General features: G+C 62.3%; 14 protein-coding genes and 2 tRNA genes. All 16 read right to left on the bottom strand.

The window, feature by feature from the left end:
• The coding region (locus tag IT350_20785; protein MCC6160498.1) for a LysM peptidoglycan-binding domain-containing protein at positions 1–312 on the bottom strand (312 nt) is incomplete at its 3' end.
• 96 nt (positions 313–408) lie between these two features.
• Entirely contained in the window at positions 409–1,023 is a 615-nt protein-coding gene (locus tag IT350_20780) for a protein-L-isoaspartate(D-aspartate) O-methyltransferase (protein ID MCC6160497.1), read from the bottom strand.
• Positions 1,024–1,055: 32 nt separating this feature from the next.
• On the bottom strand, positions 1,056–1,805 hold the full coding sequence (gene surE / locus IT350_20775; GenBank protein ID MCC6160496.1) for a 5'/3'-nucleotidase SurE: 750 nt from the start codon (positions 1,803–1,805) through the stop codon (positions 1,056–1,058).
• A gap of 127 nt (positions 1,806–1,932) precedes the next feature.
• A tRNA-Pro gene (locus tag IT350_20770) sits at positions 1,933–2,006 on the bottom strand.
• Positions 2,007–2,056: 50 nt separating this feature from the next.
• On the bottom strand, positions 2,057–2,425 hold the full coding sequence (locus IT350_20765) for a MerR family transcriptional regulator (GenBank protein ID MCC6160495.1): 369 nt from the start codon (positions 2,423–2,425) through the stop codon (positions 2,057–2,059).
• 28 nt (positions 2,426–2,453) lie between these two features.
• Positions 2,454–2,768 (bottom strand): integration host factor subunit alpha, encoded by a 315-nt coding sequence (locus tag IT350_20760; protein ID MCC6160494.1) that lies wholly within the window; start codon positions 2,766–2,768, stop codon positions 2,454–2,456.
• A gap of 186 nt (positions 2,769–2,954) precedes the next feature.
• A complete protein-coding gene (locus IT350_20755; protein ID MCC6160493.1) occupies positions 2,955–5,351 on the bottom strand; it encodes a phenylalanine--tRNA ligase subunit beta in 2,397 nt (798 codons plus the stop codon).
• A gap of 12 nt (positions 5,352–5,363) precedes the next feature.
• Positions 5,364–6,401 (bottom strand): phenylalanine--tRNA ligase subunit alpha, encoded by a 1,038-nt coding sequence (pheS, locus tag IT350_20750; protein MCC6160492.1) that lies wholly within the window; start codon positions 6,399–6,401, stop codon positions 5,364–5,366.
• Between the two features lie 16 nt (positions 6,402–6,417).
• Entirely contained in the window at positions 6,418–6,771 is a 354-nt protein-coding gene (rplT, locus tag IT350_20745) for a 50S ribosomal protein L20 (protein MCC6160491.1), read from the bottom strand.
• 15 nt (positions 6,772–6,786) lie between these two features.
• Positions 6,787–6,987, bottom strand: coding sequence for a 50S ribosomal protein L35 (rpmI, locus tag IT350_20740; GenBank protein MCC6160490.1), 201 nt, complete (start codon positions 6,985–6,987; stop codon positions 6,787–6,789).
• 99 nt (positions 6,988–7,086) lie between these two features.
• Complete coding sequence (locus IT350_20735; GenBank protein MCC6160489.1) at positions 7,087–7,602, bottom strand: translation initiation factor IF-3; 516 nt, start codon at positions 7,600–7,602, stop codon at positions 7,087–7,089.
• A gap of 17 nt (positions 7,603–7,619) precedes the next feature.
• Positions 7,620–9,533, bottom strand: a complete 1,914-nt coding sequence (thrS, locus tag IT350_20730; protein ID MCC6160488.1) for a threonine--tRNA ligase — start codon at positions 9,531–9,533, stop codon at positions 7,620–7,622.
• Positions 9,534–9,719: 186 nt separating this feature from the next.
• A tRNA-Val gene (locus IT350_20725) sits at positions 9,720–9,796 on the bottom strand.
• A gap of 98 nt (positions 9,797–9,894) precedes the next feature.
• Complete coding sequence (locus IT350_20720; GenBank protein ID MCC6160487.1) at positions 9,895–10,683, bottom strand: enoyl-CoA hydratase/isomerase family protein; 789 nt, start codon at positions 10,681–10,683, stop codon at positions 9,895–9,897.
• A gap of 16 nt (positions 10,684–10,699) precedes the next feature.
• A complete protein-coding gene (locus IT350_20715) occupies positions 10,700–12,259 on the bottom strand; it encodes a hypothetical protein (protein MCC6160486.1) in 1,560 nt (519 codons plus the stop codon).
• Positions 12,249–14,723, bottom strand: coding sequence for a CRTAC1 family protein (locus IT350_20710; protein MCC6160485.1), 2,475 nt, complete (start codon positions 14,721–14,723; stop codon positions 12,249–12,251). The genes IT350_20715 and IT350_20710 overlap by 11 nt, the downstream gene beginning before the upstream one ends.
• Between the last annotated feature and the right edge of the window lie 240 nt (positions 14,724–14,963).

Genomic DNA, 14,963 nt, shown 5'->3' with positions numbered 1-14,963 from the left:
TCGCTCGGCCGATTTCGCCTGCGTTTCGGTGGCCGCGAACTTGTAGGACTTGTCGCGCGGAATCTTGATCTTTTGGCCTTCGTAGATGCGGTCGGCATCCTGAATGTCGGGATTCGCGTCGAGGACGTCATTCACCGTCAGGCCGTACTCATGCGAAAGCGAATACAACGTGTCGCCCTTCTCGGCCGTCACGTAATAACCGCAGCCGCTCGCGAGACCCGCCGCGGCGATGAACCACAGCAACCGCGCGAAATTCCCGCGCGAATTTCGCAACTTGCGCCCGAACGCGACGATGTCGGGGATGCGTTTCATCTTGTTCGATCCGATCCACGATCCCGCATGATGCCGAATCATAACGAAGCGTCGCGCGCGTCACAACGGTTCGTCCCGCGGGCGCGAACTTTTCGATCAGGATTCCCAGCCGTAGCGGCCGATCAGCTTCACGAACCGGCACGAGCCGAGCTTTTTCTCGTCGTATCCGGTCTTCGTCCGCGTGATTCGATAGAGCAATTGGCGGTCCTCCGGACCGAGCGGGATCACGAGACGCCCGCCGACCGAGAGTTGTCGCAACAAGTTCTCGGGCACCCCCGGCGCACCGGCGGCGACGAGGATCGCGTCATACGGCGCTTCCTCCGCCCAGCCATGCGTGCCGTCCGCGATCCGAATCAAAACGTTGTGGATGTCGAGCGAGAACAGGAGCTTTTCCGCGCGTCGCCCGAGGCGACCGAGGCGCTCCATCGAAAAGATTCGATCCGCGAGCGGCGCCAGCACCGCCGTCTGATACCCGCTGCCCGTGCCGATCTCCAGCACCTTCTCCTTGCCGCCGAGCAGCAGCGACTGCGTCATGAGGGCAACCATGTAGGGTTGGCTGATCGTTTGCCCCTCGCGTATCGGCAGCGCCGAATCGTCGTACGCGCGGTCCTGCGAGTCGGGATCAACGAACAGATGGCGCGGCACGCGTTCCATGACGGCGAGTACGCGCTCGTCGACGATTCCCCTCGCCCGCAGCTGCGTGCGGACCATGGCGCGTCGCTCGCGTTCGAAGGGATCGCCCGTCACAGAAAGTCGCCCAGGTCGCGCAGTCGCTCGAACTGCGCGGCGTCCGTCTGGTCGATGCGGATCGGCGTCACCGACACGAAACCCGCGTGGAGGGCATCCAGATCCGAGTCCGGTATCGACTCGAATCCGTGCTCCTGTCCGGCGATCCAGTAGTAGTCGTTTCCGCGTGGGTCGATCTTGCGCACGACCTCGTCGCCGTAGATCCGGTGACCAAGGCGCGTGATGCGAAACGGCGGCGACGGCGACGGGCCGCCGGGTACGTTCACGTTGAGCATGAGGCCTCGAGGCAACGGATTCGCGAGCAAATAACGCACGAGTCGGGCGGCGAACTGGGCCGCCGATTCGAAATCGTGCAGGTCGGCCCCCTGCTCGTTCGAGATCGCAAACGACGTGAATCCCAGGATCGCGGCCTCCCGCGCCGCGGCCACGGTTCCCGAGTAGGTCACGTCATCGCCCAGGTTCCCGCCGCGATTGATTCCGGAAACGACCACGCGCGGCGGATCGGCTTTGTAGATTCCATTGAGCGCCAAGTGCACGCAGTCCGCCGGCGTGCCGTCGACGGCGTAGACGTCATCGTCCAGTTTTTTCATGCGCAGCGGCAGATGCAACGTGAGCGCGTGAGAGGCGGCGCTGCGCTCGCGATCCGGAGCGACCACGCGGACTCGATCGATCTTCGACAACGCGTTTCGAAGGGCGACGAGGCCGGGAGCAAGGACTCCATCATCGTTGGAGATCAGAATGGACAACGCCCAAACACCTGATATTGCGGAGCAATCCTGCTGGAACGGCCGGTCGCCGCCGCGGGGCGGAGCACGATCACGTGCCGGAGTGCGATGGTGGCCACGCCGCGACCGGAGTTCTCGTGAAGAAATGTCGGGGCGAGAGGATTTGAACCTCCGACCACCTGAACCCCATTCAGGTGCGCTACCAGACTGCGCTACGCCCCGATTCGCCGGGAAAACCGCCTCGAAAAAGGCCGCCTCTTATAGCGCGCCGGTCAGCCTTTTTCAACCAGTTCCTTGATGGCGACGATCTCTTTGCGCAGTTGTGCGAGGAACTCGTGCGACTTCTCGTCGCGAAAATTCAAGGGGAGCTGATCGTCGGGGTGCGCCCGGAATTTTTCGTGCATGACCTTCTTGGCGCCGGCGATCGTGAACTTCTCTTCGTAGAGGAGGCGCTTGATCTCGAAGATCAGCTCGACTTCCTTGCGCTTGTAAAGCCGCTGATTCGACTCGGTTTTCTCGGGTTTGACGATGTCGAATTCGGTTTCCCAGTAGCGCAGCACGTAGGGCTTGATGCCAGTCAGGTCGCTGACTTCGCCGATGCGGAAATAGAGCTTGTCGGGAATCCGAACCGATTCGCTCACCGAAGGCCCCCCTCAGGCCCTTCGCGCGTCACGCGTTCTGAACGTCGGTGACGTCCGCGGCGTCCTGAATATCCTTGAGCGCGTTGCGCAGCACCTGGCTTGGCTTGAACGTCAGTACCTTGCGGGCCGAGATCGTAATCTCTTCATTGGTCTGCGGGTTTCGTCCGATTCGCGAGCGCTTCTCGCGAACGACGAAATTGCCGAATCCCGAAATCTTGATCTTCTCGCCTTTTTCGAGCGTGTCCTTGATGATCTCGAAAACCAGCTCGACGATGCGCGCGGACTCTTTTTTCGAGAAGCCGATCTTCTCGTAAATCGTGTTCACAAGGTCCGCTTTGGTCATCGGACGCACCTCCCCCCGAAGATGGATTTCGGCACGCTAGCAAAAAACTTGAGGCTCGGCAAGGGAATTCCGTCGATTTTTTAGAGCGTTCGCCCGGATAGTTCAAGGGATGCTTGAGCCTTGTCGCAAAAGCCGCAATACTCAGATATCCTTTTAATATCAGCTAGTTAAGACTCATTACTTAAACTAGTTTCTTAGCTTTGCCCCGAATCGCTCCGTCAGGACCGCGAGGCAGGATTCGAACAGCCGGTTCGTATCGTCGGCGGTCAGAGTGCGGGACAAAGACTGAATCTCCACCGAAAACGCGATCGACTTCTCGCTCGCCGCGACACCCTGTCCCGTGTACACGTCGAACACCGAAACCGCCGAGATATTCGTTGGATCCACGGCGCGAAGCGCCTCGACCATCGGCCCGACGGGCGTCGTGCGTTCGACGGTTACGGCGATATCGCGGCCGGTCCTCGGAAAACGCGACCACGGTTGGAAGTACGGTTTGGGCAATGCGTCTGCGGAGAGCGCCGAGAGATCGATTTCGAATCCGAACGCGGGGACATCGATGTCGAACGCGGCGAGAACGTCGTCGTTGAACCGTCCCAATCGCCCAACGCGCCGGCCGTTCACTTCGATCCGCGCGGCCGCACCGTAGGTCAACACAGGGTCGTCGTCACCCGGCCCATACGCCGCAGAAGCACCGAGGCCGAGCTCCGAAAGCAATTCCTCCGCGGCGCCCTTGGCGTCGAAAAAGTCCACCGGAGTCTGCGTATGCGCCCAGGTTTGCGGGTAGCGCGCGCCGGTGATGAGTCCCGCGACAAAGAGCGACTCGAGCGGAAATTTTTCGCCCGCAACCGGGCGGAACACGCGCCTTGTCTCGAAGATGGCGACGTTTGCTTCCTGGCGCGCGAGATTGAACCGGAGTGCGCGGAAAAGATTCGGAAGCAGCGTGTCGCGCAACACCGACATTTCACTCGTGAGAGGATTTCGGATTTCCACGTATGTTCCGGGTTCACGACGAACCTTGTCGAGAACGGCCGCGCTGGTCATCGAAATCCCGACGACCTCGTTATAGCCGAGTCCCACCAGCGTTTCGCGGCAACGCTGCTGGATGCGGTCGATCTTCGACATTGGCTTGGACGCGGCGTTCGTCGCCGGCATCGTGTACGGAATTCCGCCGAAACCATGCAGGCGGCCGACCTCTTCGATCAGGTCGATCTCTCGCGTCAAATCGACCCGAAACGCCGGGACGCGAGCTTCGAGCGCGTCGCCGTCCAGGGGCTGCGCCAAAATCCCGATGGAACCGAGCAGTTCACGCACACGGTCCTGCGTGAGTTCGGTGCCGAGGATCCAGTTGACGCGCGACGCGCGGGCTCGAACGCACAGCGGTTCTCGCTTCGCGGGATATTCATCGATCATTCCGGTGACGATGCGCCCCTGCCCCAGCTCCGCCATGAGCGACGCCGCGCGCGCGAGCCCCCACGGCACGCCGTCGATATCCACACCGCGCTCGAATCGGTAGCTCGAATCGGTGGACAATCCGAGGCGCTGAGACGTCTTACGGATCGCAACCGGCTGAAAATACGCCGATTCGATAAAGACGTCCGACGTCGAATCGGAGACGAGGGAATTGGCACCCCCCATCACGCCCGCGAGAGCGACGGGCTTCGTCCCGTCGCAGATCAGCAGATCCGTCGAAACGAGTTTTCGCTCGATCTCGTCAAGGGTCGTGATCGTTTCGCCCTCGCGCGCGGCCCGCACGATGATTTTCGCGCCGTCGAGAAACCGCGGATCGAAGGCGTGCAGCGGCTGGCCGCATTCGTGGAGCACGTAATTGGTGATGTCCACGAGATTGCTGATGGCGCGGACGCCGACAGCCTCGAGACGCAGTTGCATCCACAGCGGCGATGGCGCAACGCGGAGACCCTCGACCCACGAACCCGTGTATCGCGGGCAAAGTTCAGGCGATTCGATGCGAACCGACATCCTCTGCGTGACATCACCGCCGACAGTCTGCGCCGGCACGTCGGGACGCCGCAGAGGCACGCCCAGCGCGGCCGCGATCTCCCGCGCCATCCCGATCACTGAGAGCAGATCGGGCCGGTTCGCGGTGATGTCGACTTCGATCACGGTGTCGCGCACGGGAACGGCGTCCTCAAGCATCGCGCCGATCGGCGTGTTCTCGGGGAGTATCCAGATTCCCGCGTGATCCTCGGAGATTCCGAGTTCGCGTTTGCTGACGAGCATGCCCGCGCTGCGAACGCCGCGAACATCCTTTTCGCTCACCAGTCCGATGCCCGGCAGCGACGAGCCCGGCTTTGCCCACGCAACCACGATGCCGGCGCGCACGTTCGGCGCGCCGCAGATCACGCGATGAGTTGCCGCGCCGTCGAAGACTTGGCAAACGGTGAGGTGGTCCGAGCCCGCGAGCGATTCGACGCCACGCACGTGCGCCGTCACGACCCCGGCGAATTCGAAGCCGATCCGCGACACCGATTCGACTTCCATGCCGCGCAGATTGCAGACCTCGGCCACGCGATCGGCCGAGGGCGCGTCAACGTAATCGAGCAGCCAATTGTGACTGATCTTCATGACGACCCACCATCAAAACTGGGAAACGAAACGCAGATCGCCTTCGAAAAAGTGCCGGATCTCATCGACGCCGTACTTGAACATGGCGAGCCGCTCGACGCCCATGCCGAACGCGAGGCCCGTCCATTCCTCCGGGTCGTAACCGACGTTCAAGAACACGTTGGGATCCACGAGGCCGCTGCCGAGGATCTCCTTCCAACCGGTGCCCTTGCAGACCCGGCAGGATCCCTGGGGCCCCTGCCCCGTTCCGTTGCAGATGATGCAGGTGACATCCATCTCCGCGGACGGCTCAGTGAACGGGAAAAAGCTCGGTCGAAAACGCGTCCGGAAATTTTTGCCGAAGAACCGGTGAACAAACTCGTCGAGCACACCGAACAGATCGCCCATCGTGACGCGACGATCGACAAGAAGACCTTCGACCTGCGAGAACATCGGCGAGTGCGACGCGTCGAGCGTGTCCGACCGATAAACCCAGCCTGGGCAGATCATGCGGATCGGCGGGCGCGACGTCTCCATCACGCGGATCTGCACGGGGCTCGTGTGCGTGCGCAGCAACAGGTCGTCGCCGACGAAGAGCGTCTGCTGCATGTCGCGCGCCGGGTGATCGGGCGGAAAGTTCAGCGCCGTGAAGTTGTGGTAGTCGTCCTCGACCTCGGGTCCGTCTTCGACGGAAAATCCCATGCCGCGAAAGATGCCCACGACTTCATCGTAAACCTGTGTCAGCGGAGACAGGTGACCACGCGGGCGACGCCGACCCGGCAGCGTGATGTCCACGCGCGCCCCTTCGAGCGCGCGGCGTTTCTCGGCCTCGCGGAAAACGGCCAGGCGCGCGTCGAGACGCTCCTCGATCCGCGCGCGGGCGTCGTTGATCGCCGCGCCGAATTTTGGGCGCTCGTCGGCCGGCACGTCCCGCACGCCCTTTTGCAGCGCGGTCAGTTCGCCTTTCTTCCCGAGATACTGGACGCGCAGCGCATCGAGCGCGGCCAGATCGCCGGCCGCCTCGATCGCGCTGAGCGCCGCTTCCGTCATCCGTTCGATTTCGCCCGCCACGGGAGCGCTCCTTGCGCTAGAGGGCGCGCTTCGCCGCTTCCGCGATCTCCGCGAAGGCCTTTTTGTCCGAAACCGCGAGTTCCGCGAGGATCTTGCGGTCCATCTCCATGCCGGCGATTTTCAGGCCGTGGATCAGGCGCGAATAGGTCAAGCCGTTTTCCTGCGCCGCCGCGTTGATACGGATGATCCACAGGCGACGGAACTCGCGCTTTTTGACCTTGCGGTCGCGATACTGGAATCTGAGGGCCCGACGGACCGTTTCCTTCGCGACGCTGTAATGCTTCGACCGGGCCTCGCGATAGCCCTTGGCCATCTTGAGAACTTTTTTGTGCCGGGCGTGCGATTTCGAACCGCCTTTTGCGCGGGGCATTGTCGGACTCCTTTCTTAGCGTGGGTTGCCAAGCAGATTGCGAATACGCGCCGAGTCCGCTTTCGCCAGAGTCGTCACGCCTCGGATGTGTCGTTTTCGCTTGGAGGTCTTCTTCGTCAGGATGTGCCGGGCATTGCTGGCTTTGTACAGCACCTTGCCCGTCGCACTGAGCTTGAAGCGTTTCTTCGTCGCCTTATGGGTTTTGGCCTTCGGCATGTCGTGCTCCGTTTCGTTCACGCAAACGCGCCGCGTTCCCCCATGGGGCCCGCACCGGCTCGCGCCAGGTTCCGTTTCGTTTCGCGCCGCGTCTTGCGGCTAGCTCTTCTTCGCTCTGGGCGAGAGCACCATGTGCATCGTACGCCCTTCCATCCGGGCCGAGCTTTCGAGCTGCCCGGCATCGTCCGTGTCCTTGATCATCCGCTCCAGGTGCGCCTGACCCAAATCGGCGTGGACAATCTCGCGACCCCGGAACATCACGGTCACTTTGACCTTGTGCCCCTTGCCCAAAAACTCCCGAACGTGTTTGAGCTTGGTCTGATAATCGTGCTCGCCGGTCTTGGGACGGAGTTTGATCTCCTTGAGCGTCACGGTCGTCTGGCCCTTACGTCCCTCGTGCTGCCGCTTTTCCTGCTGATACTTGTACTTCCCGTAATCCATGATGCGGCAAACGGGGGGGCGTGCTTCGGGCGCCACTTCGACGAGGTCGAGCCCATGGTCCTCCGAGGCGCGAAGCGCCTGTGGAAGGGACATGATTCCGAGTTGCTCGCCGTCCTGCCCGATCACGCGGACCTGACTGGCCGTGATCCGATCGTTGATGTTCGGCTTTTTAATGACCGCCTCCCTCGAATTCAGTTGATGGTCTTCTCACTGACCTCGCGACGCACGCGAGCCAGGAAATCCTCGATGGAAATCGCGCCCAGATTCTCGCCGGTGCGCGTGCGCGGCGCCACCAAGCCCGCCTCGGCTTCCTTCTCGCCGATGACGAGCATGTAGGGCACTTTTTGCTGCTGCCATTCGCGGATTTTGTATCCGATCTTTTCGTTGCGGAAATCTTCCTCGACGCGCACGTCGTTCTCGCGAAGCGTGTGTGCCACGGTCTTCGCGTAATCGATCGCCTTGTCGCTGATGGTCAGCACAACGGCCTGAACCGGGGCGATCCACGTGGGAAACGCGCCCGCGTACTGCTCGGTGAGCACGCCGATGAAGCGCTCCATCGACCCCAGAATGACCCGGTGGATCATGACCGGCTGATGCGGTTTGTTGTCGCTGCCGACGTACGTGAGTTCGAAGCGCTCGGGCAGCGTGAAATCGCACTGCACCGTCGCGCACTGCCAGTAGCGGCCGAGGCAGTCGCGCAGCTTGACGTCGATCTTCGGCCCGTAAAAAGCCCCGTCGCCCTCGTTGATTTCGTACGGCAAACCGAGACCGTCGAGCGCCGACTTGAGCGCGTTCGTCGCCATGGCCCAAATCTCGTCGCTGCCCATGGAATTTTCGGGGCGGGTCGAAATCTCGAGCTTGTAGTCGAACCCGAAAACCTTCATCGCGTCCTGCACGAACCGAACGACGCCCTGTACCTCGTCGTTGAGTTGCTCGGGCATGCAGATGATGTGCGCGTCGTCCTGCGTGAAGCAGCGCACCCGGAATAGTCCGTTGAGCACGCCGGATTTCTCGTGGCGATGCACAACGCCGAGTTCGAAGTAGCGCTTGGGCAGATCGCGGAACGAGCGCAGCTTCGTCTTGTAAATCAGCATATGCGCGAGGCAGTTCATCGGCTTGATGCCGAATTCCTGATCGTCGATCTTCGTGAAGTACATGTTGTCGCGGTAGTGGTCGAAGTGCCCCGAACGTACCCAGAGATCCTTCTTCAGAAGCTGCGGACCCTGGACGATGTCGTACCCGCGCCGGAAGTGCTCGCGCTTTTCCCAGTCCTCGATCAGCGTTCGCAGGCGCATTCCCTTGGGATGATAAATGACGAAGCCTGGACCCGCATCCTCATTGAACGAGAACAGATCCAGCGTCTTGCCGAGCACGCGGTGATCACGCTTCTTCGCTTCTTCGATCAGGTGCAGGTAGTCGTCGAGCGCCTGCTGCGATGCGAACGCCGTGCCGTAGATGCGTTGAAGCATCTTGTTCTTTTCGTCGCCGCGCCAATACGCGCCGGCCACCGACAGCAGCTTGACCGCTTTGATCGGTTTCGTGTCGGCCAGGTGCGGCCCGCGGCACAGATCGACCCATTCGCCGTGATAGTAGAGCGAAAGCGGAACGTCGCCGAGGTCACGGATGAGTTCCACTTTGTAGGTCTCGCCCATCCGTTCGAACATCGCGATCGCCTCGGACGCGGCGACCTCGACCCGGCGAAACGGAACATTCTTCGCGATCAGGGCGCGCATCTCGCTTTCGATGGCGACGAGGTCGTCCTCGGTGAACGAATGCTCCGAATCGAAATCGTAATAAAAACCCGTCTCGATGGCCGGGCCGATGGTGACCTGAGTGCCGGGAAAGAGCTTTTGTACCACCTCGGCCATGATGTGGCTGGTGGAATGACGCAGCACGTCGAGGCCGTCCTTCGAATCAGAGCCGAAGAATTCCACGTCGCCGCCGTGCGTCAGCGGTGTATGGAGATCGCGAATCTCGCCGGCGACACGCGCGGCGATGATCGACGGGGGCTTGTTCGGGCCGAGTTCGCGCAACAGGTCACGCAGCGTCGAGCCGGTCGGCAAGGCGTACGATGCACCCGCGTAAGCGAGGGTGATCTCAGACATCCACACTCCAGGGGATCGCCGAAAGCGGCAATCCGCGATTGTTCGACCGACGAAGGTTTTCCGACACTCGCGAACGCTCGACCGACTGAAATCCCGTCAGAACGGGTGGCAAGGGACGCCTCGCCGACGGCGCGGATGGCCGTGCGGACGCGTCGGGAGCGGTCCGAAGACCGCCATTTCAGAAGGTGGTAGGCACGGACGGGGTCGAACCGCCGACCTCTACCGTGTCAAGGTAGCGCTCTAGCCAACTGAGCTACGTGCCTACACTTTTGCGTTTTTTCAAACGCGCGAATTGTCAAAAGACCGTATCAGGGGCGCTTGTTTAGCAAAATCCCCGTAGGGCGTCAATCTTTACGCGGGTTTAGAGGTATTTCGCGGGGCGCTTTTCGAGAAAAGCGGCTAGACCCTCCCTCCCCTCCGGCCCGTTTGCCGCGTCGGCCAGCCCGATCCGCGCGCGTTCCATCTGTTCTTCCAGGCTCGCGTTGAACGATTGGTTGAGCAACCGTTTCGTCCGCCCGATCGCGCCCACGGGCATGCGCGACGCGCGTTCGGCCAGCGCGACGGCCTCGTCGAGCACCGCGGCGTCGGGGGCGATTCGGTGCACGAGACCGAGCCGCAGGGCGGTATCCGCGTCGATGCGTTCGTCGAGGATGGCGATTTCGAGCGCCTTCGCCATGCCGACGAGGCGCGGCAGGGTGAACGTCCCGGCTCCGTCGATGCAAAGGCCGTTCGAGGTGTACGCCTGCTGGAGAAATGCGGACTCGGCCATGACGCGCAGATCGCAGGCCAGCGCGAGCGAGAATCCGCCCCCCGCCGCCGGGCCGTTGATCGCGGCGACGACCGCTTTGTTCATCGTACGAATCTCCTGCACGCATTGATGAAAGATCGCCGCAACCTGGTAGAAACCCTCCCCGGGCCGATCGGGATTCATTTCCACGACGGCGCGCAGGTTGCCGCCCGCGCAAAAAGCCTTGCCCTCGCCGGTCAGCACGACGGCGCGCACGGCGGGTTCGCGGCCGAGCGCGCGAACGATCTTCATCATTTCGGTGATCGTCGCTTCGTCAAACGCGTTGAATACACGAGGTTGCCGAAAGCTCGCCACGGCCACATGGCCGTGTCGCTCCACACTCGCCCGAACTTCGCCGCTCATGTCCACATCCTTTCGCTCAGCTCTCGGGAATTTGTCGGCGCTGGAAAAACGAGAAAACGCCCCTGGGCGTTTTTACGGCCACGAGATCATATTCGGCCATCTCGCGTCGATTGACGTAGAACGGCGCGGGAAAAACCGACGCGAGCGCCTTTTCGCGCGGCCATGCGCGCGGCATGGGCACCGGGGGATACGGGAGGATGTATCGAGCCTTTCGCTCGAGCGCGACCTCGGGCGCAACGACGCCGAACGACGTGAACCTCACCCCGTCCGGCGCCCGGCCCCGACGGGCGATCTCGGCGCTGTTCAGGCCCCAAGTGTCCAGCACGCGGCAATTCGTGAAAAACGCGAACGTCCCGGCCACGTCCGTGGCGAGTTCGTCCCCCTCGCGGCAGAAGGGCTCGAACGCGCGGGCGATGTCGATGTACCCCGCCACGAGTTCAGCGTTGAATCGAGCCTTTTTCACCTGCGTGACCGCCTCCGGCTGGGCCGGCGCGATCCATTGCAGGCTCACGACGCAAGCCGCCGTGAGAACCACAACACCTACGGCACCGACTTTGGGGTGATTCACCCATAGATTCGAAAAACCCGCTGCCGCCAGCGCAAACATGACCGGAAGCGCCGGAGCGACGAAGCGAAAACCCATCATGGCGTCTCCGCCGACCGCAACACTCTTGGCGAGAAACAACGCCGCGAGCGCCGCACAAAATAGGACCGCGAGATCGCGTCGATACCAGAGCAGCAACAGAAATCCGGAAACGAGAAATCTCAGACCGAGCGCCTGATCCGCGCCATGAAGATACCTCACGCCTTCGGCAAGGCGTACCGAGGCCGGATACGCCGCGCTCATCTTTGCGACGACGGTGTTCGGCGTCCAGATTCCGTAAGCGGCGAACGTGGCATCGACATAAACGCCGTAGATCGCCAGTGCCGCGAGAATCGCCACGGCCGAGCGCATGTCTTTTCGCCGCCAACCGTTCCACGCCACATAGGTCAGACCCAAGGCAAATGGGAACATCCCATCGAAGCGCGCGATCGCCGCGAGGGCCAGAGCGAGAAGGCCGCTGAGCGCGTCGATGCGTCCTTCGTCATCCGGCAGCAATCGCCATGCGGCGAACGACACAAGGGCCGTTTCGAGAACCGTTTCGAGACCCGAATTCACGTGCAGGGCAAACGCGGTCGTCAGGGCGGGCAGGAGCACGCATGCGGCCTGCGCGACGCGCCGCGCCCCCAGTCGTCGGGCTGCGAGCGGAGTCGTCACGCACAGGCTGACGAGCGCAAGAAACGACACCGCACGCATGGCGACGAGAATGCGGTCGGCGCCGAGCGCCGCATACATCGCGGCGCTGATCGCCATCCAGAGCGGATTCGAGTACCCGATGACGGTTTCGTCGGGCCGGTAAAGCGCCCGGCCCGTTTCGATCCAATGACGCGCGTACGCAAACGTGATGAACGCGTCGTCCTGAGCATAAGCCCAGAACGAACGCACTTGAAATGCCGCGATCGCGGTCGCGGCGATCAGCAGCGCGGCGAATACCGGCCGAGAGAGCGATTCGGGCGCTTCGGGCTCACTCGTCATAGTACTCGAGCGTCGGTTGCCCCTGAACCAGCCGGATGAACCGCTCGATCGGCGGGTCATCCCAGGTTTCCTCCGCCCCGCCCGGCCAATCCACCGTGACCGAATCGATGGTCGCCGCGGACCCAAGCCCGAACTCGACCGGCAGCGACGGACCCGCGCTCGCGTGGCCGCGGCCGCACTGAACTTCGCGGATCTGCGTCAGCGTGCCCGCGACGAGCGTGACGCGCGCGCCGCAAGCGCTGGTATTGGTCGCCACGCCGTCGCCTTCGAGCCGGAACGTCACCCAGTTGTTGTCCTGCCCGATTTCGTTGCGCCACAGGTGCACCTGCATGCCGTCAGAACGTCGGGTGACGAGCAGGTCGAGGTCGCCGTCCATGTCGACATCGCCCCACGCGTGATTGGTGCAATCGTGCATGAAGATGCCCGACTCGTAGGTGACGTTCTCGAATGTGCCGTCTTCCATCTGCCGGAAGAGGCGCCCGTAATGCCCGGTGTAGAGATCGGAGACGAACAGATCGAGGCGGCCGTCGTTGTCGAAGTCGGCGAAGCTGCCGTCGATCTCGCCCTCGTCGCGCGAAATTCCCCGGGCGGTCGTGATGTCGGTGTAGGCAAAGTCCGGCGTACCGGCGTTTTCGTGCAGCACGCTGCCGCCCGTCACACCTTCGTACCGCGGGTGCTGGATATTCGACTGATAGGCATCGAGGTCGCCATCGTTGTCGATGTCGCCGAAGTCGATGCCGAATGACGTGCCGCTTTTGCCGTCGCCTCCACGGGCGAAGCCCTTCTCCATGGCCACTTCGACGAATGTTCCGTCGCCCTGATTCTCGAACAGGTAATTCGGCGAACCGCCGTAGTTGGCCACGCCGATGTCGGCCCATCCGTCGTTGTTGTAATCGCCGAAGGACGCGCCGTAAGCCGGTCGATTGTAGGGATTGATCCCCGAACCATCGGACGCGTCTTCGAACGTCCCGTCGCCATTGCCGTGGAAAAGAATATCCGGGTACGACGCGGCGTAGGGATACTCGATCTCCCAGTTGCCCGCGTAAAGATCGACGATGCCGTCCTCGTCGTAGTCCGCGGCCGTGATCGCCACGTGGCTGGGCCGGCGCGTGACGTCCACTTCGTAGAGCGTCACATCGAACAGCACGTCGACGCCGTTATCGGGAACCTCGGTAAATGCCCCGAGCCCGTCGCCCAGCAGAATCGTCGAGTAGTAATCGAGCACGTTGTCCTGCGGCGTGTTCACGCCGAGGTACGCGTCGAGGTTGCCGTCGTTGTCGAAATCGGCCAGCAGTGCCACACCCGCGCCGAAGCCATTGAGCCCCGATGCGTCGGTGATGTCGGTGAATGTCCCCTCGTCGTTCAGGAAGACCGAAAAACCATTTTCCTCGTATCCACCGGTCGAAACCACCACGTCGTCCCAACCGTCGTTATTGATGTCGGCCCAAACCGTCCGCTGACGATGCAGATCGGGCCCGAGATCGACATCCGCGGTGGCGTCGGAAAACCACTTGTCTTCCTGCTTGCAGAAGTAGTTGCCATGCGCGCGGACCATGTAATTGCGGGCGGGATTGCCGTGCGTCCACGGCGAGTTTGTCAGCGCCCACTCTTCATTCCAGAAGGCGCTGCGGTAGTCATTTGTCAGATCGTCTTGGCCCAGGTAGGGATATTTCTGGATGTGCTCGTAGACGATCCAAAACGTCTCTTCCGGCTCGCGTACGAAGTCCCACTGGGGGACCGGCAGTTCCGACCACTCGGATTCGCTGGGAATGGCCGCGCGGAATGGGTCGGTCAGATCGCCGTCCACCACGAACACGGAGCCCAGCAGATCGGGTACGATGCGCACGTTCACGTCGCCGCAATCGTTGTAGAAATAGAACTCCAGACTCTTCAGGTGGAAGGGATGTTCCGGCGTGAACCGTACGCCTTCCATCGATCCCGCATCCCAGGCCGTGCTCCCCGTCGACAGAGCGTCGCTCGAATACTGGAGCGTCACCTCTTCGTACGCCTCCGGGTCCGCCGCATCCGGGCAACGCAATGCGTAGAGTTCCTCGTCGGTCATCTCCGGCGTTTCCGGCTCGATGTCCACGAGGGACGGTTCCTCCACGCACTCGTAGGTCGAGTCGTCGTCCGCGTCGTCGTCCGTGTCGTCGTCCGCGTCATCGTCCGTGCCCGCCAGACCGAGACACTCCTTCACTTCTTCGCAGGATTTCGCATTCAGAACGCATTGCAGCGTCGCATCGTCCAAGGTGTCCGCGAAACCGCGGCAGTCGTCCATCGAAGAGATGCCGAGCGCGGCTCCCAGGTCGCACTCGGAAATCCTCGCGCACAACGCTTCGACCGAGCCGCCGCCGCCATCGTCGTCGTCATCGTCGCCGCCGCCCGCGCATGCCGAAAACACCGTCAGGATCGCCAGCGCCAGGACCGCGCACCATCGCCGGGACCAAAGAATCGTCATTGTCATCAACCTTTCGGGACCCGCTCCATCGCGGGCCAAAAAAGTTTAGCCCCGCGGGCGTCGGGCTGCAACGCGCAACCGCACGCCGGCGTGCAGGCCATCGACAACTTTTCGTTCGATCCCGATCGGCGGGGACAAGTCCGATCGGTCGGTTGACCTACGTTGACGCAACCATGCGGACTCCCTAATATTTTTCGGCTTTATCCCCGCCGTGGGAACGATCCCGCGCCAGGTTTGGAATTGTGA

This window comes from Deltaproteobacteria bacterium, assembly GCA_020845895.1.
Classification (GTDB): Bacteria; Lernaellota; Lernaellaia; order JACKCT01; family JACKCT01; genus JADLEX01.
The sequence above is the reverse complement of the archived record's forward strand: the minus strand, read 5'-3'. Positions and strand labels throughout refer to the sequence as shown.

What these genes read in the sequence shown, in the direction of transcription:
- IT350_20720 (MCC6160487.1), bottom strand. Translation starts at nt 10,683, where the DNA reads ATGAGCGGCGAAGTTCGGGCGAGTGTGGAGCGACACGGCCATGTGGCC.
- IT350_20710 (MCC6160485.1), bottom strand. Translation starts at nt 14,723, where the DNA reads ATGACAATGACGATTCTTTGGTCCCGGCGATGGTGCGCGGTCCTGGCG.
- thrS (MCC6160488.1), bottom strand. Translation starts at nt 9,533, where the DNA reads ATGTCTGAGATCACCCTCGCTTACGCGGGTGCATCGTACGCCTTGCCG.
- rplT (MCC6160491.1), bottom strand. Translation starts at nt 6,771, where the DNA reads ATGCCCCGCGCAAAAGGCGGTTCGAAATCGCACGCCCGGCACAAAAAA.
- IT350_20780 (MCC6160497.1), bottom strand. Translation starts at nt 1,023, where the DNA reads ATGGTCCGCACGCAGCTGCGGGCGAGGGGAATCGTCGACGAGCGCGTA.
- IT350_20760 (MCC6160494.1), bottom strand. Translation starts at nt 2,768, where the DNA reads ATGACCAAAGCGGACCTTGTGAACACGATTTACGAGAAGATCGGCTTC.
- IT350_20755 (MCC6160493.1), bottom strand. Translation starts at nt 5,351, where the DNA reads ATGAAGATCAGTCACAATTGGCTGCTCGATTACGTTGACGCGCCCTCG.
- IT350_20715 (MCC6160486.1), bottom strand. Translation starts at nt 12,259, where the DNA reads ATGACGAGTGAGCCCGAAGCGCCCGAATCGCTCTCTCGGCCGGTATTC.
- rpmI (MCC6160490.1), bottom strand. Translation starts at nt 6,987, where the DNA reads ATGCCGAAGGCCAAAACCCATAAGGCGACGAAGAAACGCTTCAAGCTC.